The sequence below is a fragment of the Streptomyces sp. NPDC001890 genome, from assembly GCF_042891445.1.
Lineage (GTDB): Bacteria > Actinomycetota > Actinomycetes > Streptomycetales > Streptomycetaceae > Streptomyces.
The window spans coordinates 700,821-725,158 of sequence record NZ_JBIATE010000001.1; the positions used below are offsets into that span (position 1 = coordinate 700,821).

22 protein-coding genes are annotated in these 24,338 nt (G+C 72.7%); 12 read left to right on the plus strand and 10 right to left on the minus strand.

Translation table 11 applies throughout. The features are described from left to right. Window positions 1-7 precede the first annotated feature (7 nt). From ACFYY1_RS03050 to ACFYY1_RS03070, 5 genes are all read left to right on the plus strand, one after another. A complete protein-coding gene (locus tag ACFYY1_RS03050; protein ID WP_388580017.1) occupies window positions 8-418 on the plus strand; it encodes an urease subunit beta in 411 nt (136 codons plus the stop codon). Beyond that, window positions 418-2,142 carry an urease subunit alpha gene (ureC, locus tag ACFYY1_RS03055; protein WP_388580020.1) on the plus strand — a complete coding sequence of 575 codons (1,725 nt, stop codon included), beginning with the start codon at window positions 418-420 and terminating at the stop codon, window positions 2,140-2,142. The genes ACFYY1_RS03050 and ureC overlap by 1 nt, the downstream gene beginning before the upstream one ends. Before the next feature lie 89 nt (window positions 2,143-2,231). After that, on the plus strand, window positions 2,232-2,930 hold the full coding sequence (locus ACFYY1_RS03060) for an urease accessory protein UreF (RefSeq protein WP_388580022.1): 699 nt from the start codon (window positions 2,232-2,234) through the stop codon (window positions 2,928-2,930). A gap of 174 nt (window positions 2,931-3,104) precedes the next feature. Then, window positions 3,105-3,758, plus strand: coding sequence for an urease accessory protein UreG (ureG, locus tag ACFYY1_RS03065; RefSeq protein ID WP_388581458.1), 654 nt, complete (start codon window positions 3,105-3,107; stop codon window positions 3,756-3,758). A 59-nt stretch (window positions 3,759-3,817) separates the two neighbouring features. Further along, a complete protein-coding gene (locus ACFYY1_RS03070; RefSeq protein ID WP_388581461.1) occupies window positions 3,818-4,696 on the plus strand; it encodes an urease accessory protein UreD in 879 nt (292 codons plus the stop codon). A gap of 42 nt (window positions 4,697-4,738) precedes the next feature. Here ACFYY1_RS03070 and ACFYY1_RS03075 read toward each other — a convergent pair whose 3' ends face one another. Further along, window positions 4,739-6,232, minus strand: a complete 1,494-nt coding sequence (locus ACFYY1_RS03075; protein WP_388580025.1) for a PHB depolymerase family esterase — start codon at window positions 6,230-6,232, stop codon at window positions 4,739-4,741. Window positions 6,233-6,544: 312 nt separating this feature from the next. On the opposite strand from ACFYY1_RS03075, the gene ACFYY1_RS03080 reads away from it, so the two are divergent. Both ACFYY1_RS03080 and ACFYY1_RS03085 read left to right on the plus strand, forming a co-directional pair. Then, window positions 6,545-7,351, plus strand: a complete 807-nt coding sequence (locus ACFYY1_RS03080) for a 3-hydroxybutyrate dehydrogenase (protein WP_388580027.1) — start codon at window positions 6,545-6,547, stop codon at window positions 7,349-7,351. Window positions 7,352-7,432: 81 nt separating this feature from the next. Next, window positions 7,433-9,430: a helix-turn-helix domain-containing protein gene (locus tag ACFYY1_RS03085; protein ID WP_388580029.1), complete on the plus strand. Its 1,998-nt coding sequence runs from the start codon at window positions 7,433-7,435 to the stop codon at window positions 9,428-9,430. Between the two features lie 36 nt (window positions 9,431-9,466). On the opposite strand, the gene ACFYY1_RS03090 is transcribed toward ACFYY1_RS03085, so the two are convergent. The 8 genes from ACFYY1_RS03090 to ACFYY1_RS03125 all read right to left on the minus strand — a co-directional run bounded on the left by ACFYY1_RS03090 (window position 9,467) and on the right by ACFYY1_RS03125 (window position 16,477). Beyond that, on the minus strand, window positions 9,467-10,351 hold the full coding sequence (locus tag ACFYY1_RS03090; protein WP_388580031.1) for an alpha/beta hydrolase: 885 nt from the start codon (window positions 10,349-10,351) through the stop codon (window positions 9,467-9,469). Then, window positions 10,348-11,505 carry a branched-chain amino acid ABC transporter permease gene (locus tag ACFYY1_RS03095; RefSeq protein ID WP_388580033.1) on the minus strand — a complete coding sequence of 386 codons (1,158 nt, stop codon included), beginning with the start codon at window positions 11,503-11,505 and terminating at the stop codon, window positions 10,348-10,350. The genes ACFYY1_RS03090 and ACFYY1_RS03095 overlap by 4 nt, the downstream gene beginning before the upstream one ends. Continuing rightward, window positions 11,502-12,389 carry a branched-chain amino acid ABC transporter permease gene (locus ACFYY1_RS03100; protein ID WP_388580035.1) on the minus strand — a complete coding sequence of 296 codons (888 nt, stop codon included), beginning with the start codon at window positions 12,387-12,389 and terminating at the stop codon, window positions 11,502-11,504. Before ACFYY1_RS03100 ends, ACFYY1_RS03095 begins: the two co-directional genes overlap by 4 nt. Further along, a complete protein-coding gene (locus tag ACFYY1_RS03105) occupies window positions 12,389-13,135 on the minus strand; it encodes an ABC transporter ATP-binding protein (RefSeq protein WP_388580038.1) in 747 nt (248 codons plus the stop codon). The genes ACFYY1_RS03100 and ACFYY1_RS03105 overlap by 1 nt, the downstream gene beginning before the upstream one ends. Beyond that, window positions 13,132-13,923: an ABC transporter ATP-binding protein gene (locus ACFYY1_RS03110; RefSeq protein WP_388580040.1), complete on the minus strand. Its 792-nt coding sequence runs from the start codon at window positions 13,921-13,923 to the stop codon at window positions 13,132-13,134. Before ACFYY1_RS03110 ends, ACFYY1_RS03105 begins: the two co-directional genes overlap by 4 nt. A gap of 3 nt (window positions 13,924-13,926) precedes the next feature. Continuing rightward, window positions 13,927-15,168 (minus strand): substrate-binding domain-containing protein, encoded by a 1,242-nt coding sequence (locus ACFYY1_RS03115; RefSeq protein WP_388580043.1) that lies wholly within the window; start codon window positions 15,166-15,168, stop codon window positions 13,927-13,929. A 231-nt stretch (window positions 15,169-15,399) separates the two neighbouring features. Continuing rightward, window positions 15,400-15,750: a DUF4190 domain-containing protein gene (locus ACFYY1_RS03120; RefSeq protein ID WP_388580045.1), complete on the minus strand. Its 351-nt coding sequence runs from the start codon at window positions 15,748-15,750 to the stop codon at window positions 15,400-15,402. Between the two features lie 115 nt (window positions 15,751-15,865). Then, window positions 15,866-16,477: a TetR family transcriptional regulator gene (locus ACFYY1_RS03125; RefSeq protein WP_388580048.1), complete on the minus strand. Its 612-nt coding sequence runs from the start codon at window positions 16,475-16,477 to the stop codon at window positions 15,866-15,868. Window positions 16,478-16,707: 230 nt separating this feature from the next. On the opposite strand from ACFYY1_RS03125, the gene ACFYY1_RS03130 reads away from it, so the two are divergent. From ACFYY1_RS03130 to ACFYY1_RS03140, 3 genes are all read left to right on the plus strand, one after another. Next, a complete protein-coding gene (locus ACFYY1_RS03130) occupies window positions 16,708-18,039 on the plus strand; it encodes a glycosyltransferase family 4 protein (protein WP_388580051.1) in 1,332 nt (443 codons plus the stop codon). A gap of 65 nt (window positions 18,040-18,104) precedes the next feature. Next, on the plus strand, window positions 18,105-18,881 hold the full coding sequence (locus ACFYY1_RS03135) for a class I SAM-dependent methyltransferase (protein ID WP_388580054.1): 777 nt from the start codon (window positions 18,105-18,107) through the stop codon (window positions 18,879-18,881). Next, window positions 18,878-19,951 carry a prenyltransferase/squalene oxidase repeat-containing protein gene (locus ACFYY1_RS03140; RefSeq protein WP_388580058.1) on the plus strand — a complete coding sequence of 358 codons (1,074 nt, stop codon included), beginning with the start codon at window positions 18,878-18,880 and terminating at the stop codon, window positions 19,949-19,951. Before ACFYY1_RS03135 ends, ACFYY1_RS03140 begins: the two co-directional genes overlap by 4 nt. A gap of 96 nt (window positions 19,952-20,047) precedes the next feature. Here the strand turns inward: ACFYY1_RS03140 and ACFYY1_RS03145 are convergent, their stop codons facing one another. After that, window positions 20,048-20,245, minus strand: coding sequence for a hypothetical protein (locus ACFYY1_RS03145; RefSeq protein WP_388580060.1), 198 nt, complete (start codon window positions 20,243-20,245; stop codon window positions 20,048-20,050). A 376-nt stretch (window positions 20,246-20,621) separates the two neighbouring features. Here ACFYY1_RS03145 and ACFYY1_RS03150 point away from each other — a divergent pair, with 376 nt between their 5' ends. After that, complete coding sequence (locus ACFYY1_RS03150) at window positions 20,622-23,591, plus strand: BTAD domain-containing putative transcriptional regulator (protein WP_388580062.1); 2,970 nt, start codon at window positions 20,622-20,624, stop codon at window positions 23,589-23,591. 163 nt (window positions 23,592-23,754) lie between these two features. Next, window positions 23,755-24,324, plus strand: a complete 570-nt coding sequence (locus ACFYY1_RS03155) for a hypothetical protein (protein WP_388580065.1) — start codon at window positions 23,755-23,757, stop codon at window positions 24,322-24,324. The last annotated feature ends 14 nt before the right edge of the window (window positions 24,325-24,338 follow it).

A 24,338-nucleotide genomic window follows, 5' to 3' on the forward strand; every position in this document is an offset into this window, starting at 1 on the left:
GAGACACATGTCGGGCGGAGCCCACTACCTCTACGGGGACGAACCCGTGGAGATCAACGCCGGCCGTGCCAGGACCAGGCTCACCGTCGCCAACACCGGTGACCGGGCCGTCCAGATCGGTTCCCACTACCACTTCTTCGAGATCAACCGCGCCCTGCGCTTCGACCGCGAGGCCGCCTACGGCATGCGCCTGGACATCCCCTCCGGGACCGCCGTGCGCTTCGAGCCCGGCGACACCCGCGAGGTGGAGCTGTGCGCCTTCGGCGGCACCGGCCGGCTCAACGGTTTCGCCGCACTCGTCAACGGCGGCCTGTCGGCCCCGGACACGCGGCGCGACGCGCTCCGCCGCGCCGCGGAACTCGGCTTCGTACAGCCCGGGTCCGGAACCGAGAAGAACGACGAAGAGGAGCGGAACTGATGGCGATCATCCCGCGCAAGCAGTACACGGACCTGTTCGGTCCCACCGTGGGCGACCGGTTCCACCTGGCCGACACCAATCTGATCGTCGAGGTCGAGTACGACCACAACGCCGGTTCCTACGGGGAAGAGGCCGTCTACGGGGGCGGCAAGGCCATCCGGGACGGCATGGCCCAGGATCCCTCCGCGCTGAACCGCGAGGGCGCCCTGGACCTCGTCATCACCAACGTCGTGGTCCTCGACCCGGTCCTCGGCGTGGTCAAGGGTGACATCGGGGTCCGCGGCGGCCTGATCGTCGGCGTCGGCAAGGCGGGGAACCCGCATCTGCAGAACGGTGTCGACCCCAAGCTCGTCATCGGCCCCGGCACCGAGGTGATCTCCGGCGAGCACCTCATCGCCACCGCCGGGGGCGTCGACACGCACATCCACTTCATCGCGCCCCAGCAGGCCCAGGAGGGCCTGTCCAACGGCATCACCACCTTCTTCGGCGGCGGCACCGGACCCACCGACGGAACCAACGGCACCACCTGCACCCCCGGCCCCTGGAACATCCACCGGATGCTGGAGGCCGTGGAGGACCTGCCGGTCAACGTGGGACTGCTCGGCAAGGGCAACGGCAGCCTGCCCGAGGCGCTGCGGGAGCAGGTCGAGGCGGGAGCGGCCGGGCTCAAGGTGCACGAGGACTGGGGCGCCACCCCCGCCGCGATCGACACCGCGCTGCGGGTCGCCGACGAGCACGACGTACAGATGGCCATCCACACCGACACCCTCAACGAGGGCGGCTTCTACGAGGACACCCTCTCCGCGATCGACGGCCGGACCATCCACACCTTCCACACCGAGGGCGCGGGCGGCGGCCACGCCCCCGACATCATCCGGGTGTCGGGCGAGGCCAACGTACTGCCGGCCTCCACCAACCCGACCCTTCCGTACACGGTCAACGCGGTGGACGAGCTGCTGGACATGGTGATGGTCTGCCACCACCTGTCCCGTGACATCCCCGAGGACGTCTCGTTCGCCGACAGCCGGGTGCGGGCCGAGACGATCGCGGCCGAGACCGTGCTGCACGACCTCGGGGTCATCAGCATCTTCTCCTCCGACTCCCAGGCCATGGGCCGGGTCGGCGAGTCCTTCCTGCGCGCCTTCCAGACGGCACACCACTGCAAGGAGATGCGCGGCCCGCTGGCCGAGGACAGCTCCCGCAACGACAACGCGCGGGTCCTGCGCTACCTGGCCAAGCTGACGATCAACCCCGCGACGGCGGTCGGCGCCGCGGACGTGATCGGTTCCCTGGAGCCCGGCAAGCTCGCCGACATCGTGCTCTGGCCGATCCACTCCTTCGCCGCCAAGCCCAGGCTGATCATCAAGGGCGGCATGGTCAACTGGGCCCTGATAGGCGACCCGAACGCCTCGCTGCCGACGCCCCAACCGGTGTACTACCGGCCGATGTTCGGCACCCACGGCCGGGCGAAGCAACGCACCTCGGTGACGTTCATGTCGCAGGCGTCCATCGCCGCCGGGGTCCCCGAGGAGCTGGGGCTGCGACGGCGGATCGAGCCCGTGCGGCGCTGCCGGACCATCGGCAAGCAGCACATGGTGCGCAACGACGCGCTGCCACGCATCGAGGTGGACCCGGAGACGTACAAGGTCACCGTGGACGGCGAGCCCGCCACCATCGAACCGGCCGAGCGGCTGCCGCTCAATCACCTCTTCTACATCGTCTGACGACCGCATCGCCCGACGACTACATCGTCTGACGACCGCATCGCCCGACGACCGCATCGCCTCACGACCGCCCGAACGGAGATCCCGGTGTGAACGACCCGATCCCGATCCCGGCCCTGCTGACCGGACTCCAGCTCACCGACTCGGCCTTTCCCAGCGGCTACTACACCCTCTCCCACGGCCTGGAGGGCTTTCAGCAGGCCCGCGCGATCACCCCGTCCGGCCTGCCGGCGCTCCTGCACGACCTGCTGCGCCACAGCGTGGGCCCGGCCGACGCCACCGCCCTCGCGCTCGCCCACCGTGCGGTCACCGCCGACGACTGGGAGGAGGTGGTGGCCGTGGAGCAGCGGCTGCACGCCACCAAACTGGGCCGCGAGGCCCGGCAGGCCGCCGTCCGCACCGGACGGCAGCTGCTGGACCTGGCCGGCGAGGTGTACGGCACCGCGCCTGTCGAGCGGTACCGGGATCTCTACCGGGACGGTTCCGTACGCGGCTGCCAGCCGGTCGTCGCCGCCGTCGTCCACGCGGGCAACGGGCTGCCCGTCCGCCAGGCGGTCACCTGTGAGCTGTTCGCCTTCGCGGCCAGTTTCGTGGGGGCCGCCCTGCGGCTGCGGCTGACCGACCACCGCCGGGCGCAGGTCGTACTGCACGGCGCCGCCGCGGTGATCGAGGAGACCGCCGAAGCGGCCCTGGGACGGGAACCGGCCGACATCGGGGGCTGCGTCCCGGTGGCGGACGTCATGGCCGGCCGCCACGAGCGCGCCGAGGCACGCCTGTTCGCCAGCTGAGGGCTGTCCCGCGGGGCACCCCTCCACACCCTTTCACCCCTCCACATCCTTCCCCCCGCACCCACACCACCCCATCCCCACCAGGACAGGAACACCATGCACGACCCCATGCAGGCCAGGCAGCACCACGGCCACGGCCACGACCACGACCACGACCACGGCCACGACGAGCTCATGCGGCGGCCGAAGGACGGCGTGCTGCGCGTCGGGATCGCCGGACCGGTCGGCTCCGGCAAGACCGCCCTGATCGAAGCGCTCGTCCCGGTGCTGATCGAGCGCGGCCGGACCCCCGCCGTCATCACCAACGACATCTTCACCACCGAGGACGCCGCGCATGTGCGCCGCACCCTCGCCGGGATCCTCGACGCCGACCGGATCGTCGGTGTGGAGACCGGGGCCTGTCCGCACACCGCCGTCCGGGACGACCCGACGATGAACCAGGCCGCCGCCGACGAACTCCTGGAGCGATTCCCCGAGGTGGACACCCTGCTCTTCGAGAGCGGCGGGGACAACCTGACCCTCACCTTCAGCCCGGCGCTGGTCGACCTGTTCCTGTTCGTGCTGGACACCGCCGAGGGCGACAAGATGCCGCGCAAGCGCGGACCGGGCATCACCGAGTGCGAACTGCTCGTCATCAACAAGGTGGACATCGCGCCCTACGTACGGTGCGATCTCGGCGTCATGGAGGCGGACGCGCACCACGTCCGGGACGGCCGGCCGGTGGTGCTGACCAATGCGCTCACCGGGGAGGGCCTCGGCACCATCGCCGACTTCCTGCTGTCTCACGAAGCCGCTCGTGAAGCCGCGCAGGAGACGGCCTCCGCGTGACCGGGGCGCCCGCGCGGCTGGACCCCGCGCACTACGAACCCCGGCGGGTACCGGCCCCGATGCTCGGGCTCACCGGCACCCCGGACACCCTGGCCGCCGGGCGCCCCGGCAAGGTCGGCCTGCTCGAACTGGGCTACGCCCGGGTGGGCGGGCGGACCGAACTCGTCGACCGGTACCAGAAGTCACCGCTCCAGATCATGCGCCCGCTGTACATCGACCCGCTGCGGCCCGACCTTCCGGTGACCTATCTGATGTCGACCGGCGGCGGCATCATCCAGGCCGACCGCAACCGGATCGACATCGGCTGCGGTCCCGGCACCTCGGTCCACCTGACCACCCAGGCGGCGACCAAGGTGCACCGGATGGAGTTCGACCACGCGACCCAGGTCGTCAACCTGACGGCGGAGGAGGGGAGTTACGTCGAGTACCTGCCGGACTCCCTCATCCCCTACCGGGACGCCCGCTTCTACCAGCACACCCGGGTGACCGTCGATCCGGCCGCCACCGTGCTGCTGGGCGAGACGATCGCGGCCGGGCGGCTGGCCCGCGGCGAACGGCACGCCTACCGCATGCTCTTCAGCGATCTGGAGATCCGGCGCCCCGACGGGACGCTCCTGGCCGTGGACACCGTCCGCCTCGATCCGCGGGGGCCGGGCGGGGTCACCGGACGCGCCGTCTTCGCCGGCCACGACCTGATGGCCACGTTGTACGCGGTCACCCCGCTCGCCTCCGCCGCCGATGTCGCCGACGCCCTCCACGAGGCGCTCGCACCGACCGGTCAGGTCTTCGGGGCGAGCACCCTGCCCGACGACTGCGGGGCGTGGGTCCGGGTCGTCGGCAGTGACCCGCCCGCCCTCACCCGTGCGATGCGTACCGCGTGGGACGCCCTGCGACGGTTGCTCATCGGCGTCCCGGCCCCGGACCTGCGCAAGACCTGACCGTGCGGGATCCGACCGCGCCGGCCCGGGACCGGGCGTCCCTCAGGCGGTGCACCCGGTGTCCGCGATCACGAAGTGTCCCGGCGGTGACTCCCGCAGGGTGTGGGTGACGAAGACGTTGTACAGGCCCATGTTCTGGTCCGAGCCGTTGGCGTACACGAGACCGCCGCTGGTGTGCGCCCGGCCCGCCGTCACGTGCGCGTAGTTGGTCGCGGTGAAGCAACGCGCCGGGGCGGCGCCGGTCGTGGTCGCCGTCACCTGGGGCGAGGTGGTGCCGGGGGTGCCCGATCCGTCGACGGCCGCCACCGTGTAGCGGTACGCCGTGCCGGCGGTGAGACCCGGGTCCGTGTACGAGGGGGAGGCGGTGGTGGCGACCTTCGCGCCGTCGCGGTGCACCGCGTACGAGTCCGCGCCCGCCACCGCGTCCCAGGCCAGCGAGACGCTGTCCGCCGTGACGCCGGTGACCCGCAGGCCGGACGGGGCGGGCAGCTGCTCCCCGCCGCCGGGAACGCCCTGGTCCAGGCCCCAGAAGACGCCGGTGTGGTACGTCGAGCAGATGGCGTTCAGGAAGTACGCCGCAGTCGCCCCGCACTGCTCGGTGCCCGAGCCGGGGCTCACGGCCAGACCGTGGCCCATGCCGGAGACGGAGTACGTCACCACCGCGGGATTGCCCGAGGCGTCGTCGTACACGCTGCGCGTGGTGCTGCCGGGGAGGGTGTCGGTGGCCGAGGGGGTCTGGCCGATGCCCCAGACGTCCGTCCACTGGTCGCGCAGGGCCGTGGCGTTGGCGGGGTACACGGTGTAGTCGGCGGTGCCCTGCCAGATCGCCACCCGGGGCCAGGGCCCCGCGTACCCGGGGTGGGCGCCGCGCACCTTGTCGCCCCACTGCGCGGGCGTCAGCTTCTGCGGCCCGGTCTGGCAGCCGGACGCGCCCGCCTGGCTCGTCGCGCACTGGGCGGGCAGGCCCGAGGCCACGGAGCCGCCCGCGAACACGTCCGGATAGGCGGCCAGCAGGTCGGCCGTCATGCCGCCGCCCGCCGAGAGGCCGGTGACGTACACCCGGCGGCCGTCCGAGCCGTACTGCTGCTTCGCGTACTCCACCATCTGCACGACCGAGGCGGCCTCGCCCCGGCCCCTGCTGTCCTCGGCCGGATCGAACCAGCCGAAGCAGGACAGCGCGTTGTTGGCGGCCGAGGTCTGCGGGAAGACCACGGCGAAGCCCCACAGGTCGGCGTACTTCGGCCAGCCCGAGGAGGCGTAGTAGTCGTTCGCGGTCTGCGTGCAGCCGTGCAGCGCGACGACCAGCGGCGCGTTCGCGGGCAGTCCGGCCGGGGCGTACTCGTACATCTGGAGGTTGCCGGGATTCGAACCGAAGCCGGTGACCTGGTGCAGACCGCCGGCGGCCGCGGTCGCAGCCGGTTGCGCGGCCGTCGCCTCCGCCGTCGCCGTCGCCGTGCTCAGTGTCGCCGCGACGAGGGCGAGAGCGGCGGTGGAGGCGACGCGCCGGAGCAGGCGTCGCAGGGTCGATGGGCGCACGGGTGCCTCCCTGTGGGGGGTGTTCCGGCTCCTGGGTGGGGAACCGCGGTGCGGACGCTAGGGGGCGGGGGAGCCCGCGCCCATGGGCCCGGCGGACAACTCCCCGCCCCCGGCTGTGTGCGGCGCCGCCGTTGCGTCCCCGGAGCCGCAGCCGCGGCGCCCGAGGTCCGTCCGGCAACACCGGCGGCACACGGCGGCACACCGGCGGCCCGCCGCCGGACCGCCCCATGTGCGCAGCCACCATGCCGGGGTACGACGGTGTGTGCACCGACCCCGTGTGACGGGGGCCCCGGCCTCCTTACGGTGACGGCCATGGAGACTCCTCAGCGCCCGGCTCCCGGGCCCGCCCCGCTCACCGCCCCGCCCTCCGCGAACCCGCTGCTCGCCGGGCGCACCGCTCTGGTGACCGGCGCCGCGAGCGGCATCGGGCGGGCCTGCGCACAGGCCCTGGCGGCGTCCGGCGCCCATGTGCACGTGGTGGACAAGGCCGACGAGGCGGCGAAGAGCCTGGCGGAGGCGATCGGCGGGACGGCGTGGGTGGTCGACCTCGCCGTCCCCGACGCGGTGGACACCCTGCCCGCCGACGCGGACATCGTGGTCAACAACGCCGGGCTCCAGCACGTCGCGCCCGTCCATGAATTTCCGCCGGACCGCTTCGCGCTGATCCAGCGCGTCATGGTGGAGACCCCGTTCCGCATCTTGCGCCGGACCCTGCCGGGCATGTACGAACGCGGCTGGGGGCGCGTGGTCAACATCTCGTCGGTGCACGGACTGCGGGCCAGCCCCTACAAGTCGGCCTATGTGACGGCCAAACACGCACTGGAGGGACTGAGCAAGGTGGTCGCGCTCGAAGCGGCGGAGCACGGGGTGACGAGCAACTGCGTCTGCCCCGGGTACGTACGCACCCCGCTGGTCGAGAACCAGATCGCCGACCAGGCCCGTACGCACGGCATCTCCGAGGAGGAGGTGGTGGGCCGGGTCATGCTGGAACGCAGCGCCATCAAACGGCTGATCGACCCCGCCGACGTCGCCGAGGCCGTGCTGTGGCTCTGCGGGCCGCGCACCGGGCACATCACCGGAACCTCGCTCTCCATGGACGGCGGCTGGACCGCCAACTGACCTCCCGGGGCGGCGGCCGGACCCCCGGGCCGGCGCCCGGACCGACAACCGCCCCCCGCCCCCTACGAATCCCGGCCGCCCATGTCTGAACCGTCCGCCTCCACCTCCGCCACCACCTCCGCCGCGCCCCATCTGCGACGCCTGCTCGACCTCCTGGCCGACGGCGCCCCCGCCGAGGCGCTGGGCGCCGTCTCCTCGCAGGCGCGGGCCGCCGGGGTGCCCGCCGGCGACCTGGCGGAGGTGGAGCGGGCCACCGCCACCGCGCTGCGGATCAGGGGCGCCCTGCGCCAGCACCGCCGCCGCGAGCTCCAGCTCACCGCGCTCTTCGACACGGCGGGCGACCTGGCCGCCTCCCGCGACCTCGACGACGTGCTCAAGGCGATCGTCCGCCGGGCCAGGATGCTGCTCGGCACGGACACCGCCTATCTCACCCTCCCCGACGAGGAGGCGGGCGACACCTACATGCGGGTCACCGACGGATCGGTGTCGGTGGTCTTCCAGCGGCTGCGGCTGGAGCTCGGCCACGGGCTGGGCGGCCTGGTGGCGCAGACCGCACGGCCGTACGCGACCCCCGACTACCGCACCGACGACCGCTTCCACCACACCCGCAACATCAACGCCGGGGTACTGGACGAAGGGCTCGTCGCCATCCTGGGCGTGCCGCTCCTCCTCGGCTCCAGCCGCGGCGGCACCGGAAAGGTCATCGGCGTCCTCTTCGCCGCCGACCGGTCGCCCCGCGTCTTCAGCCCCGACGAGGTCGCCCTGCTCTGCTCGCTCGCCGCCCATGCCGCGATCGCCATCGACACCGCCCGCGCCCTCGCCGACACCCGGTCCGCACTGGACGAACTGGCGGGCGCGAACGCCGAGCTGGCCGAGGCCAACGCGGCGGTACGGGCACACTCGGCGGCCATGCTGCGGGCCGAGGAGTCCCACGACCGGCTGACCGACCTGGTGCTGCGCGGCCGGGACGTCAAGGACGTCGCGACGGCGGTCGCGGGGCTGCTGGACTCCCCGCTGACCATCCACGACCCCGGCGGCCGGCCCCTGGCGGCGGTCCGGCCCGACGGCGCGGACCTCGCCGCCGACGGCATGGACGCCGGATGGCTGGCCGAGACCGCCGAGGAGTCCCGTACCGGCGCCCGCGCCGTGCACCGCGACGGCCGGTGGATCTGCGCGGTCCTCGCCGGGCAGGAACTCCTGGCCGGTCTCGTCCTGCACCGGCGCGGACAGCTCGACGACTCCGACCGACGGCTGTTCGAGCGGGCCGCGGTGGTCACCGGACTGCTCCTGCTGCTGCGCCGCACCGTCGCCGAGACCGAGAACCGGATACGCGGCGAGCTGGTCTCCGACCTGCTGACCGACGCGGACCGCGACCCGGCCGGACTCACCGAACGCGGCCGGCGCCTGGGCATCGACCTCGACCGCCCGCATCTGCTGCTGGTGGCCGAGGGCGGGGCCCGGGAGCGACTGGCCCCCGCCGCGATGCGCTATCTGTTCGGCGGCGGCATCCACGGGGTGAGTGCGGAGCACGCCGGGGCCGTGGTGCTGCTGGTGGCGGCCGGTGACCCCGGACCGGCCGCGGGCGACGCGGCCCGCGCGGCGGCGGCCCAGCTCGGCCGGCTCGCCCAGACCCCCGTCACCGTCGCCGCCGCCGGCCCGGCGAGCGGTGCCCGGGAACTGGCCGCCGCGTACGGGGAGGCCGCCCGCTGCCTGCGCGCGATGCGGGTCCTCGGGCGCACGGGCGAAGGGGCCTGCGTCGAGGAACTCGGCTTCCTGGGCGTGGTGCTGGGCAACGCGCAGGACGTCGACGGCTTCGTCGCCGCGACGCTCGGCCCGCTGCTGGAGTACGACGCACAGCGCGGCACCCACCTGGTGCGCACCCTCGGTGCCTACTTCGGCTCGGGCGGCAGCCTCGTCCGCGCCAAGGACGAACTCCACGTGCACGTCAACACGGTGGTGCAGCGGCTGGACCGGGTGCAGGTGCTGCTGGGCCGCGACTGGAACGAGCCGGGGCGCGCCCTTGAGCTGCAACTCGCCCTGCGGCTGCACCTGCTGGCGGGCGGCGGCCGGGACCGGTAGCCCCCGGCCCCGCCGCCCCCTCGGGCCCCGCCCCTCTCAGACTTCCGACAGGTCCACGAGCCGGCGGGCGATCTCCTTGCCGCCCGCGTCCCCCGTCAGCACCGTGTAGTGGTTGACGCCCCGGACCGCCACCGGCGTCACCCGTGTCCCCCCGAGCTCCGCCGCCGCCAGCCGGGTCTCGTCGTACAGCCCCTGCTCCTCGTCCATCAGCCCGCGCTGCGCCCACAGCAGCGTCGCCCGGACGGGCAGCTTCCGGACCGCCGACAGCACCTCCTCGTCGAAGAGGTTGATGCCGTCCGTGCGCACCGCCTCGATCCGGCAGGTGGAGCGCAGGGCCGGCTCGTCCCCGGTCAGGTCGCGCTGGATGTACGCGTCCACCTCGTCCGACCAGGCATCCGCGAACGCGGGGTGCGCCTGCCAGAACGAGCGGTACGCGGCCCGGTCGGGAAAGGTCATCGACAGCCGGTCCATCGCCGGGCCGATCACGGCGGTCATCAGCTCGTCCGGGGACAGGTGCGTGGGGGCGGGGAAGCCGATGCCGCCGTCGACCAGCAGCAGCGGCCCGAACCGCTCCGGGTGCCGTACGGCGGCCAGCGCCGCCACGAACGCGCCCATCGAATGGCCCGCCAGCACCACCCGGCCCGTGCCCAGCGCCGCGGCCACCGCGGCCGCGTCGTCGGCGTGCGTGGCGATCCCGTACGGACCGGGCAGCGCCGAACTCCCGGCCCGGCCGCGCAGATCCGGCGCGACCAGCGTGACCCGGCCGTCCAGCAGCCTCGCCACCGGCCCCCAGGACAGTGCGTTGGCCGTGATGCCGTGCAGGGCGACGACGACCGGGGCGCCGGGTTCCCGGGCCGGCCACCGCAGCACCGCCAACTCGCCCCCGGTCACGGGGACTCGTACCTCTTCGTGAGTGATCACGGGCGTCCGTTCTCCTTCCGGTACTTGCTGTCCGTGGATGTTCCGGTGCCGGCGGGCGCGCGGCGTGCCGCGGCCAGCCGGGACGGCAGCCTGGCCAGGCCGCCGGGCAGCAGGTGTACCACGGCGACGAACAGCACACCGAGCAGGAACAGCGGCTGGGAGAGCGGCACCCGCAGCACCGCGGGCAGTTCGGCGACCGCGCCCGAGCCGGCCAGATCACCGAGCCGGTGATCGGCCCAGGTGTAGAGGATGCCGCCGGCCATCGGCCCCCACCGGGTGCCGGACCCGCCCAGCACCACCATCACCAGCAGCGACAGGGTGAAGTCGGAGGTGGTGGTCTGCGGGGTCGAGCCGCCGGTGAGCAGCAGGTGCACCAGACCGCCGAGCGCGGCCAGCGCGCCCGCCAGGACGAAGGCGGTCAGCTTGAACCCGTACGGCTTCAGCCCCAGCACCTCCACCCGGCGCTCGTTCTCCTTGATGCCCTCCCAGACGCGCCCGGTGGGGGAGTTGACCGCCCGGTGGACGACGGCGAGCGTCAGGACGAGGTAGGCGAGGGCCAGCCAGTAGAGGTTCGCGGTGTTCTCGATGCCCACCAGCCCGGACGGCAGCAGGTCGGCGGGGGCGGCCCGGCCCTCCTCGCCGCCGGTCAGACCGCCCGGGTTGCGGGAGACCAGGATCGACCCGGCCTGGGCGAACGCCAGCGTCACCATGGAGAAGCCGATGCCGGTGACCCGCAGGCTCACCGACCCCAGCACCAGCGCGAGTACGATCCCGCAGCCGACGCCGAGCAGGGCGGACACGGCGAACGGGAGGCCCGCCTCCAGCAGGAACGTGTTCGTGGCGTAGCTGCCCGCCGCGAAGTACAGCGCGTGCCCGAAGGAGAGCAGCCCGGTCCGGCCGAGCAGCAGGTCGTAACCGGTCGCCAGCGCGCCGAACAGCAGGCAGGTGGCGAGGAGCTGGAGACTTCCCGGGCTGCCCAGCGGGCCGTCCAGCAGCCCCGGCAGCGGCAGCGCGCTGAACGGGGCGAGAGCCAGGACCAGCAGCGCGGCGGCGGGCCACCAGCGGCGCAGCAGCCGGACGGTGCTTCCCGGGGCCCGTGCGGCCGGGTGCTCCCCGCCGGTGCGGTGGTGATGTGTCTCGGTGGCGGTGCTCACGCGAGCCTCCCGGTCAGTCCGCGCGGCCGGACGAGCAGCAGCGCGGCGAGCAGGACGACGACGGCCAGGTCGCCGAGGCCCGCTGCGGTGTAGTAGTTGGCGAACTGCTGGACCAGGCCGATGACGACGGACGCCACGGCGGCTCCGCTCACCGACCCCATGCCCCCGGTGACCACCACGACGAACGCGAAGATCAGCAGCGAGGTGCCCTGGCGCGGGTCGACCGAGCCGAAGTACAGGCCGCCGAGCGCCCCGCCGAGCGCGGCCACGCAGCCGCCGATCGCGAAGACGAGCGTGAACGCCTTCCGTACGTCGATGCCGAGCGCGGTGACCATCGCCCGGTCCTCGACCCCGGCCCGTACGACCAGACCGTGCCGGGTACGGCCCAGGAAGAGCCGCAGCGCCACGAGCACGACGAGGGCCGCCGCGACCAGGACCAGCCGGTTGACCGGCACCTGGGCGCCGAACAGGCCGAAGGTGCCGGACAGCGCCTTCGGGCCCGGGAAGGTACGGGCGTCCGAACCCCAGATGCCCGACAGCAGCGCCGGGACGGCGAGCCCCACCCCGACGGTGGCGAGCACCTGCTCGCGCGGCCGGGTGTAGAGCGGGCGGACGACGGCGAGTTCCAGCAGCACGGCGGCCGCGGTGCCCACCGCCGTACCGAACAGGACCGCTAGGACGAAGCCCGCCCCGTCCGGACCGGCGCCGGGCAGCTGACCCGAGGCCGCCCACCAGGTGCCGTACGCGCCGATGGAGAGCAGCGCCCCGTGCGCGAAGTTGAGCACGTCCATCAGGCCGAAGATCAGCGAGAGTCCCGACGCGATCAGGAAATAGAGGGCTCCCAGACCGAGTCCGGTCATGGTGAGAAGAACGATGGTGGACATCAGGAATCCGCCTCCACGGAAGGTGCTCGGCCGGCCGGGCCGTGTCCGACGCCCAGCAGCCGCCGCGCCGTCTCCGCGTCGCCCAGCAGCTCGGCGGCCGGTCCCTGGTGGGCCGTCCGGCCGTCGGCGAGCACCGCGCAGTGCTCGGCCAGGCGCCGCACGACGGCGAGGTTCTGCTCCACGAGCAGCACCGGCACCGCCTCGGCGGCCCGTTCCAGCACCTGGGCGACCTCGGTGACCACCTTGGGCGCCAGGCCCTTGGTGGGTTCGTCGGCGATGATCAGCCGGTTGCCGTTGAGCAGGGTGCGGCCGATCGCCACCATCTGCTGCTGCCCGCCGGACAGTGTCCCCGCCAACTGCCGCTCCCGGCTCTTCAGTTCGGGGAACAGCTCATGGACGAGTCCGTACGCGGGTCCGTCCGCGCCGCGCCGCTCGGCCAGCCGCAGGTTCTCCGCGACGGTCAGCCCGGCGAAGACGCCCCGGTCCTCGGGGGCGTAACCGATGCCGAGGCGCACCACGGTGTGGGTGGGCATCGCCACGGTCTCCGCGCCGTCCAGCCGCACGCTGCCGGTGCGCGGGACGAGACCGAGGACGCCGCGCACGGTCGTGGTCTTCCCGGCACCGTTGCGGCCGAGCAGCGCGGTCACGCCGTGCCGGGCCACGTCCAGGTCGACGCCGTGCAGGATGTGCCGCCCGCCGATCAGGACCCGCAGGTCCCGTACGGCGAGCAGGGGTCCGGTGGTCACAGCCCCTCCCCGAGATAGGCCTGCTGGACGGTCGGGTCGGCGGTCACTGCCTCGGGGGTGTCCAGCGCCAGCAGCTTTCCGTGATGCATCACGGCGAGCCGGTCGGCCAGCCCCAGCAGGACGTCCATGTGGTGCTCGACCATCAGGACGGTGCGGCCCTCGTCGCGGTGCAGGGTGCGGATGAGTTCGGTCAGCGCGGGGACCTCCTCCGCGCTGACCCCGGCCATCGGCTCGTCGAGCAGCATGAGACGCGGCTCGCCCACCAGCAGCACCGCGAGCTCCAGCTTCCGCTTCTCGCCGTGCGACAGCTCGGACGCCGTCGCCCGTGCCCGGTGGCCCAGGCCGGTGCGCTCCAGTACGCCGTCGACCTCGGCCGTGTACCGGGAGGCCCGCCGCCACAGCCGGTAGGAGCCGCCCCGGGCCGCCTGGGCGGCCAGCCGGACGTGGTCGGCCACGCTCATCGCCGGCCAGAGGCTGGACGTCTGGAAGGTGCGCCCGATGCCGCGCCGCGCCCGTGCGTGCGCGGGGTCGGCCGTCATGTCGGTGCCGTCCAGCGCGATGGTGCCGGAGGTGGCCGTGGTCAGCCCGCTGATCAGGTTGAACAGGGAGGTCTTGCCCGCCCCGTTGGGGCCGATGAAGGCCAGGAACTCGCCCTCGTGGACGCCGAGCGTGACGTCCTCGACGATCGTCGCCCCGCCGACGCCCCAGCCGAGCCCGGTCAGCTGGAGCACCGGGGCGGTGTTCCGCGCCCCGGCCGTGCGCCGTGCGGTGGTGTCCGATGCGGCCACCGGTCAGCCCGCCGAGGGCTTCGCGGGCGGTGCCACCTCGTCCATCGGCGCGGTGCTCACCAGCTCCGGCCGGGCGTCGGCGCCCTTCCCGTTGAGCTTCGCGACGAACATCGGCTGCACCAGGGCGTGGTCCTCGGCCCGGATCCGCTCCTTGCCCTTCACCCCGTCGAAGCTCCAGCCCTCCAGGGCCTTCACCATGGCGGCGGTGTCGGTGGCGCCGCCCTCCTCGATCGCGCGCACCACCATCTGCGCGGCGGTGAAGCCGTCGGGGGTGAACAGGTCCGGGGTGCCGCCGGCCTTCCCGACCGAGTCGATCATGGATTTCTCCACGGCGTTGCCGCCGCCCGCGCCGGGGAAGTAGTGCGCCAGGAACGACACCTTGGAACCGGCGTCGCCGAAGACCGGGTACGAGGCCGTTCCGGCCAGGCCCGTGACGACCTTGCCCGCCTCCAGCACGCCCTGCTGGTCCAGCGCGGTCCACAGCGCGGGCGCGGTGGAGCCGGCCCAGGCGACGAAGACCAGATCGGGCCCACCCGCCTTGACCTGCCGGGCGAACGGGGTCAGGTCGGTGGCGCTGGGCGGAGCCAGTACGGAGCCGACCTTCGCGCCCTTGGCACCGAGGACGGCCTTCACCGCGGCGACGTTGGCCTGGCCGAACGTGGAGTCCTGGGCCAGCACCGTGACCTTCTTGCCCCTGGCCTCGCCGAGCATCGTCCCGGCGGTGAGGATGTCCTGGTAGGACTGCCGGCCCGAGCGGAAGGTGTACTCGTTGATGCCGGTCACGGCGTCGGTGGCGGCCGGGCCGCTGATGTACAGCACCTTGTTCTGGGCGGCGAGCGGCGCCATCTGGAGCGCCACGCCGGAATCGGTGGTGCCGGCCAGCACCTTGTAGCCCTTGCCGATCAGGTTCTTGGCCGCGGAGACCGCCTTGCCCGGGTCGCCCGCGTCGTCCTGCTCGGTGACCTCGACGCGGTGCCCGGCCACCTTGCCGGTGCCCTTCGTGGCGTGGTCCAGGCCCGCCATGAACCCGTCGCGGTACTGCTTCCCGTAGTCCGCGAGGAGCCCGGTCCGGGAGTACACCAGACCCACCTTGACGGTGCCGTCCTTCGAGCCCCCGCCCGATTCGCTCTCACCGGCCTTCCCGGCGGCGGTGCACCCGGCGAGCACGAGACCGGCGGCGGTCAGCGCGACGGCGGCGTGGAGGGATCTGCGGTGACGGGCGGTGCCTGTGGCTCTGCGACGCATGGTGACCGGCTCCTCGGCGTGTTTCTGTGATGTCGCCGAACCGTATGAACACCGTGGAGCCGTCGACATGGTGCAGACCGCCCCACCTGGCGCGGTGCGCATGTGGGGGCCGCACATGGGCCCGTGAGGCCGACCGGCAAAAACCGAAGCCGCGCCGGGGAACCGGATCGTACGGTTCCCCGGCGCGGCCGGTACGTGGTGCGCGGTGCGCGGGCCCTGGGTGACGGCCCGCTACATCGCGCCGATGCCCTGGACCGTGGCCACGATGATGCCGAGCACGGCGAACGCGATGCCGACGCTGCCCATCACGATGCCCGCGACGGCCTGGCCGCGGCCGCCGCCCTCGCCCCGGTCGGCCATCCGCCTGGCCGAGATGCCCAGGCACAGCGCGATGATCGGCAGGATGATCGGGATGAGCACCAGGCCGAGAATGCCGAGAACCATCGAGGCGGTCGCCTTGCCGCTGGGCAGCACGGCACCACCGGGGGTTCCGTAACCGATCGGCGGCTGGGCGCCGTACCCCGGTCCGCCCGGGGCCTGCGGGCCCATCGTGCCGCCTGCGGTTACTGACTGGTCAGCCATGTCTTCCTCTCCATCGGTGCTGGTCATGACCATGATAAGGAGCCGCTTGTGGCCCTTTCGGTCAGAACGGTGAGAGGAGTGTGATGAAAACGCCGCGAAGCGCGGCCTGTATGTGCTAGTGGGCTTCCGCGGGCTTCGTCACGTCGATCAGCCGGCAGACCATGTCGATGTCGATCTTCACCTGGGCGATCGACGCCCGCCCCGACAGCCAGGTGATCAGCGCCGAGTGCCAGGTGTGCTCGATGACGCGGACCGCGGACAGCTGCTCCGGCGTCGGATGCTCCAGGCCCATCGCGTCCAGGATGATCGCCGTGGTGATCCGCGAGACGGTGTCCACCTCCGGGCTGACGCTGCGGTCCGCGAAGGTCAGTGCCCGCACCATCGCGTCCGCCAGATGCGGCTCGCGCTGGAGCGCGCGGAAGGCCCGCATCAGGGTGTCGGCGACCCGCTGCGCCGGGTCGTCGCCGGCCGGGGGGCGTTTGTGCAGCGTCGTGTGCATGTGCTGGAGCTGGTCCTGCATGGTGGCGACCAGCAGATGGATCTTGGACGGGAAGTAGCGGTACAGCGTGCCCAGGGCGACCCCGGCCTCCTCCGCGACCTCGCGCATCTGCACCGCCTCGAAGCCGCCCCGGCCGGCGAGCTCGGCGCTGGCGCGCAGGATGCGGCGGCGGCGGGCCTCCTGGCGTTCGGTCAGGGGCGGCGATGCCGGCTTGGCCTCAGCTGTCATGTGTCCCCATCCATGGCTTCTGTCCGCGACCGGAGGGAGGCGCTCGGTCTCCCGGGGGCGCACAGCATGCCAGCGTGCCCGGTGGTGGCGCGAATCACCTGATCCGGCCGTTGCACCGACGCTACCTGCCGGTAGATTCGTAGCTCATTGAACGATCCAGTCTGAAACTTGTTCTAGATTAGCGTGAGCGGTTACGCTCCGGCGAACACGCAGGGAGAAGGGGGCCGAGTGTGACCGCTGAGGCCATAGAGTCGGGCCCCCGCACGGGCAGCGACACGTCCGGCACCGCCGACGACCGTCCGTTGCGCATCGCACTCCTCACCTACAAGGGCAACCCCTTCTGCGGCGGCCAGGGCGTCTATGTACGCCACCTCGCCCGCGAGCTCGCCCGCCTCGGCCACAGCGTCGAGGTGATAGGCGCCCAGCCCTACCCGGTGCTCGACGAGGGCGTCCCGCTCACCGAGCTGCCGAGCCTGGACCTCTACCGCCAGCCCGACCCGTTCCGCACCCCCAAGCGCGGCGAGTACCGCGACTGGATCGACGCCGCCGAGGTCGCCACCATGTGGACCGGCGGCTTCCCGGAACCGCTCACCTTCAGCCTGCGGGCCCGGCGCCATCTCGCCGCCCGCCGCGGCGAGTTCGACGTCATCCACGACAACCAGACGCTCGGCTACGGACTGCTCGCGGACCTCGGCGCCCCGCTCGTCACCACGATCCACCACCCCATCACCGTCGACCGGCAGCTCGACCTGGACGCCGCCGACACGCGCCGCCGACGCGCCTCCGTCCGCCGTTGGTACGGCTTCACCCGCATGCAGAAGCGGGTCGCCCGCCGGCTGCCGTCGGTACTCACCGTCTCCGGCTCCTCCCAGCAGGAGATCGTCGACCACCTCGGGGTGCACCCGGGCCGCATCCACGTCGTGCACATCGGCGCGGACACCGACCTCTGGTCCCCGGACGCCTCGGTCGCCGAGGTGCCCGGCCGGATCGTCACCACCTCCAGTGCCGACGTCCCGCTGAAGGGCCTCGTCCACCTCGTCGAGGCGCTCGCCAAGCTCCGTACCGGCAACCCGAAGGCGCACCTCGTGGTCGTCGGCAAGCGCGCCGAGGACGGACCGGTCGCCCAGGCCATCGAGCGGCACGGACTCCAGGACGCCGTCGAGTTCGTCAAGGGCATCAGCGACGCCGAGCTCGTCGACCTGGTGCGCGGCGCCCAGATCGCCTGCGTCCCCTCGCTGTACGAAGGCTTCTCGCTGCCCGCCGCCGAGGCCATGGCCACCGGCACCCCGCTCGTCGCCACCACCGGTGGTGCGATTCCCGAGGTCGCGGGTCCGGACGGCGAGACCTGCCTGGCCGTCCCGCCCGCCGACGCCGGGGCGCTGGCCGACGCGCTCGCCCGGCTGCTCGGCGACCCGGAGCTGCGCGCCCGGCTCGGTGCCGCGGGCCGCGAGCGGGTGCTCTCCCGCTTCACCTGGAAGCAGGCCGCCATCGGAACCGCCGCCCTCTACCGCGAGGCGATCGCCGCCCGGTCCGGAGCCACGCGCCCCGGACGCCGTCGTTGACACCGCCGACCGTTCCCGCCGTACCCGCCCCCGCCCTCCCCCCCCGACCGCGAAAGCAGGCATTCGTGCTGACCGTGGACTTCACCCGCTTCCCGCTCGCCGCAGGTGACCGAGTGCTCGACCTGGGCTGCGGCGCCGGACGCCACGCCTTCGAGTGCTACCGGCGCGGCGCCCAGGTCGTGGCCCTCGACCAGAACGGCGAGGAGATCCGCGAGGTCGCGAAGTGGTTCGCCGCGATGAAGGAGGCCGGCGAGGCCCCCGAGGGCGCCACCGCCACCGCGATGGAGGGCGACGCGCTCAACCTGCCGTTCCCCGACGAGTCCTTCGACGTCGTGATCATCTCGGAGGTCATGGAGCACATCCCCGACGACAAGGGCGTACTCGCCGAGATGGTCCGGGTCCTCAAGCCCGGCGGCCGGATCGCGATCACCGTGCCGCGCTACGGCCCCGAGAAGGTCTGCTGGACGCTCTCCGACGCCTACCACGAGGTCGAGGGCGGCCACATCCGCATCTACAAGGCCGACGAACTGCTCGGCAAGATCCGCGGCGCCGGCCTCAAGCCGTACGGCACCCACCACGCCCACGCCCTGCACTCGCCGTACTGGTGGCTCAAGTGCGCCTTCGGAGTGGGCCGCGACGGCAAGGACGCAGCCCTGCCGGTCCGCGCGTACCACAAGCTGCTGGTCTGGGACATCATGAAGAAGCCGATGGCGACCCGGGTCGCCGAGCAGCTGCTCAACCCGGTCGTCGGCAAGAGCTTCGTGGCGTACGCGACCAAGCCGCACCTGCCCGTGGCCGCCGCGGCCTCCGCGACCGAGGGCCTCACCAAGGTTGAGGCGTGACCGTTCCCGAGCAGACCGAGCACCTCGTACTGCCCGGGGTCCTCACCGCCGAGCAGGCCGCCGAGACCGTCGCGGCCCTCCTCGCTGTGCAGCGCGAGGACGGCGCCCTGCCCTGGTTCCGCGGCCACCACCTCGACCCGTGGGACCACACCGAGGCCGCCATGGCTCTCGACGCGGCGGGCGAACACGCCGCCGCGGAGCGCGCGTACGACTGGCTGGCCCGGCACCAGAACGAGGACGGCTCCTGGTACGCCGCGTACCACGACGGCGACCCGGACCGGCCGACCGACCGCTCGCTGGAGACCAACTTCTGCGCGTACGTGGCCGTCGGCGTCTGGCACCACTACCTCGCCACCGGCGACGACGCGTTCGTCGACCGGATGTGGCCGACCGTCTATGCCGCCGTCGAGTTCGTCCTGCGGCTCCAGCAGCCCGGTGGCCAGATCGGCTGGAAGCGCGAGGCCGACGGAACCCCCGTCGACGACGCGTTGCTGACCGGCTGCTCCTCCATCCACCAGGCGCTGCGCTGCGCGCTCGCCATCGCCGAACGGCGCGAGGAGCCGCAGCCCGACTGGGAGTTGGCGACCGGCGCGCTGAGCCATGCGATCGGCAACCACCCGGAACGCTTCCTGGACAAGAGCCGCTACTCGATGGACTGGTACTACCCCGTCCTCGGCGGCGCGCTCACCGGGACGGCCGCCAAGGAGCGCATCGAGGAGAGCTGGGACCGCTTCGTCGTCCCCGGCCTCGGGGTGCGCTGCGTGCTGCCCAACCCCTGGGTGACCGGCGGCGAGAGCTGCGAACTCGCCCTGGCGCTCTGGGTGATGGGGGAGTCCGACCGGGCACTGGAGATCCTCCAGTCCATCCAGCATCTGCGCGCCGAGGGCGGCATGTACTGGACCGGGTACGTCTTCGAGGGCGACCGGGACTTCTGGCCCCAGGAGCTCACCACCTGGACGGCCGGATCGCTGCTGCTCGCCGTGGCCGCGCTCGGCGGCGACGACGCGACCGCGGAGGTCTTCGGCGGTGCGCACCTGCCGCGCGGACTGGAGCCGGACTGCTGCCGCTGAGCGGTCGGCCCGGCCAAGTACCGGCCGCGCGACTGGGGGAAGCGGCGCTTGTTCCACCGCTTCCCCGAGCCGGACACGTACCCCGTGCGGATATGCCTACGCCGGGGTGCTGAGCACGGCATACAGGGCGTAGAGCACCACGGGAAGCGCGCCCACGAGCCCCGTCACGGCTGCGATCGCCGAAGGCAGCCGCTTGTTGGACCTCAGTGACCTGATGAGGTAACCGACCAAGACGAAATAGGCCAGAGTGACCACGACTCCGGCCCACAGCACAGGTGGACTGATTGATTGCATGACAATGCTCGTTCTCCCTATGACGGTGCCCAGTCCGGATCTGCTGCGCGCACCAACGGGCAGGCCATACGGGGCCCTTGGCAGGGGCCGGCCCGTCCGCGGTCCGCGGCAACGGGATGACGGTAGCTCAAAGTCACTTGACTGAGCTAGAGTTGAAGAAAATCGCAGCGCGAAATGATCGGCTGCCAGGCCGGGCGGTCGGGGCCCGGGATGCCACTCCCGGGGACCCCGCCTCGGCGCAGCCCCGGACTGGGCAAGTCACAGAGTGCGATGCGTCGATGGTCGCAGGTGCCGATAAACGATCCATATACGTCTGCTAAACGAGTCGATAGGCTGCCGACCAGCGAGTTGATACGCTGCCGAAAGGGGGGCAGCCATGGATGTCGTGCGACGGGTGCCGGAGCGTCGTCCCGCCATGTCACCCGAGGGTGCGGCGGCATTGCGTTTCAGCGTACTCGGACCGGTGCGCGCGTGGCGCGGAACCGAAGCACTGCCGAGCGGATCACCGCAGCAGCGTGGCCTGTTGGCCGCCCTGCTGCTGCGCGGGGGTCGCACGGCGACCGCGGCCGAACTGATCGACGCGCTGTGGGGCGACGAGCCCCCGTCGCAGGGGCTGGCCGCCGTCCGGACGTACGCCTCCCGTCTGCGCAAGATCCTCGGCCCGAGCGTCCTGGTGAGCGAGTCGGGCGGTTACGCGATCCGGGGCCTGCCCGACGGGGCCCTGGATCTGGCGACGGTGCAGGATCTCGCGGAGCGGGCCGAACGGGCCAGAGGCGAAGGGGAGCCGGGCCGCGCGCGTGATCTGCTCCGCGAGGCACTGGCCCTGTGGGACGGCGAGTCGCTGTCGGGGGTGCCGGGCCCGTACGCGGAATCCCAGCGCAGTCGTCTGGAGGAGTGGCGCCTCCAACTGATCGAATCCTGCCTGGACATGGAGCTCGAACAGGGCCACCAGGCGGAAGCCGTATCGGAACTCACGTCGCTGACGGCGGCGCATCCTCTGCGGGAGCGGCTGCGGGAGCTGCTGATGGTGGCGCTGTACCGCAGCGGCCGCCAGGCGGAGGCGCTTGCGGTGTACGCCGACACCAGGCGGTTGCTGGCGGACGAACTGGGCGTGGATCCCCGCGCCGAGCTGACGGAGCTGCAGCGCCGGATCCTGCAGGCGGACCCGGCCCTGGCGAAGCCGTCCGCTCCGGAGCCCGAGCCGCCGGTGGCTCCCGTGCGCCCCGCCCAACTCCCCGCGACCGTGCCCGACTTCACGGGCCATGTGTCGTACCTGGAGGAGCTGCGGGAGGTGCTGGAATCGGCCAACGGCCGGGTCATGGCGGTGGCGGCGCTGTCAGGAATCGCGGGCGTCGGAAAGACGACGCTGGCGGTACACGTCGCTCACCGTGCACGCCCGGAATTCCCCGACGGCCAGCTGTACGTCGATCTCCAGGGCCTGCAGGCCAGAGGGGCGGAGCCCGAGACGGTTCTGGGTTCCTTCCTGCGCGCCCTGGGCACGCCGGACGCGGCGATCCCCGACTCCCTGGAGGACCGGGCGGCGCTGTACCGCTCGGTCCTGAACGGTCGGCGGGTGCTGGTGCTCCTGGACAACGCGCGCGACGCCGCCCAGGTGAGACCACTGCTGCCGGGCACGGAGGGATGTGCCGCGCTGATCACGTCCAGGGGGCACCTGGGCGACCTGGCGGGCGCCCATCTGGTGGACCTGGACGTGCTGAGTCCGGAGGAGGCGCTGCAGCTGTTCACCAGGATCGTCGGCAGCGAACGTGTCGCCGGCGAGCGTGCGGCGGCGCTCGACGTCGTGGCCGCGTGCGGCTTCCTGCCGCTGGCGATCCGGATCGCTGCGACGCGGCTGGCGGTGCGGCGGACCTGGACCGTTTCGGTACTGGCCGCGAAACTGGCGGACGAGCGGCGGCGACTGGACGAGCTGCAGTCCGGGGACCTGGCGGTGAAGGCCGTCTTCGAGCTGGCTCACGGGCAGCTGGAACCCGCGCAGGCACGCGCGTTCCGTCTGCTGGGCCTGGCCGACGGACCGGACATCTCCCTGCCGGCTGCCGTGTCCATGCTCGGCCTTCCCGAGGACGACACCGAGGAACTCCTGGAGACCCTCGTCGACACGTCGATGGTGGAGTCGGCGGCACCGGGCCGGTACCGGTATCACGACCTGCTCCGCCTCTACGCACGTGCCTGCGCGGAGAGGGGCGAGGAACCGCCGGGCGAGCGGGCAGCGGCCCTGTCCCGGCTGCTGGACTTCTACCTGGCCACCGCGGCGGGCGTGTACGCGCTGGAGCGGCCCGGCGACCGCCTGATCGAGCACCTGGCGTCGACCGAGGGCGACGGGCTGGTCTTCACCGACCGCTCCGAGGCGTTGGACTGGCTGTTCGACGAAGCGAGGGCACTGCTGTCCGCGGCCCGGCAGGCCGTCGAGACGGGCGAGTTGCGCAAGGCGGCCGATCTGCTGCTCGCGGTGCGGGACCTCGCCGAGTCCGGCAGCGAATTCAAGCGCTACGAGTCGGTGGCCACGGCCCTGCTGAGTGCCGTCGTGGCAAGCGGCGACGAGCGGACCGAGGCACGGACGCGAGCGGCTCTCGCCCACCTGTACTACCTCGCGGGCCGCTTCCGGGAGGCGGACCACGAAGCGCGCGAGGCGGCGCGGCTCAGCGGTTCGGCCGGCGACTCCTGGACCACGGGCGACGCGCTCAACAGCAGAGGCGTCATCGCGCTTTACCGGAACCGGCACGGGGACGGGGAAGCCCATCTCTCCCGGGCCATCGAGTACTTCCGTGCGCTCGGCGACCGCCCCGGCCAGGCCGCCGTCCTGGTCAACCTCTCGCGGGTGCATCTCGCGACCGGCCGGACCGCGAGCGCCATCGCGCTGGCACGGCAGGGCATCGACATCCACGACTCCATGGGCAGCGCCCTGCGCGGCGCCAACGGCCGTTACGCACTCGCCCTGGCCCTCACCCGGAGCGGCGAACTGGACTCCGCGAGCGACTGCCTCCACCAGGCGCTGGACGTCTTCCGTGACAGCCGCCAGCGGCTGTGGGAAGGCATGAGCCTGTTCCGTCTGGCCGAGGTCGACCTCGCCGCGCAGCGCCCGGCGCAGGCCGCGGCCAACGCCGAGAGGGCACTGATCACGCTGGCCGGGATCGGCGGGGAGTGGCGCCGGGGCAACGTGTTGACCGTGCTCGGCCACGCACTCTCGGAACTGGGCCAGACCGGCCGCGCGGTCGCTTCGTGGAGCGAGGCACTCGACGTCTACGAACGGTTGCGCGCCCCGGAGGCCGAGGCGGTGCGCGCGTTGCTGCTCGACGGGGACCCTCACCGGGCGCACAGCGTCGTCTGACCGGATCGCCGCACCGGCCGGTCCTCAGGTCTCCGTCGCGTGGACCCGGACGGCGTTGCCCGAGTGGCACGCCGTCCAGGGCCGGGCGAACCTTACCGAGAGTGCCCGATGTGGTCACTCATCGTAGAGATCGCCCTGATGTGCCCGGCCAGGGAGGCCCGCCGTGCCCAGTTCCGCCGTGACCGCCGGTTCCGTACTGCTGCGCCGTCTCGTCGTCCCGCCGCTGCTGTGCTGCGCCCTGGTCGTGGGCGCCACCGGGTGCGGGGGCGGCGACGGCAACAGTGCGAGCAGCTCCGCGTCCCCGAGCGGCACGTCCTCGGCCCAGGCGCAGAAGTTCGCCAAGGCGCGGTTCGTCGCCAACGCCGGGCTCGCGGCCGGTGCCACGTACCAGTGGATCGTGAAGCCGTACCGGGCGGGCAAGTTCAAGAAGGGCGCGGACGGGCGGACGCTCGCGCTGGTCAAGGCCGGGCTCGCGGGCGGCTTCACCTACAACCGGCTGAAGGCGGCGGTGGCCAACGCCAAGGCCGATCCGCTGCTGTCCAAGGCGGTCGCGCCGCTGACGGCGGGCATCGAATCGCTCAAGGGGCTCGCCGAGAAGCTCCGCAAGGGCGAGGCGGGCGCGGGCGACATCGGCGTCTTCGAGAGCGTGATCAACGGCATCAAGTCGGCCGGCAGCAGCGCGGGCGCCGAGGTGAAGGACAAGGTGCCCAGCGCCTCGCAGCTCGGCGGGTAATCGGTGGGGTTCGG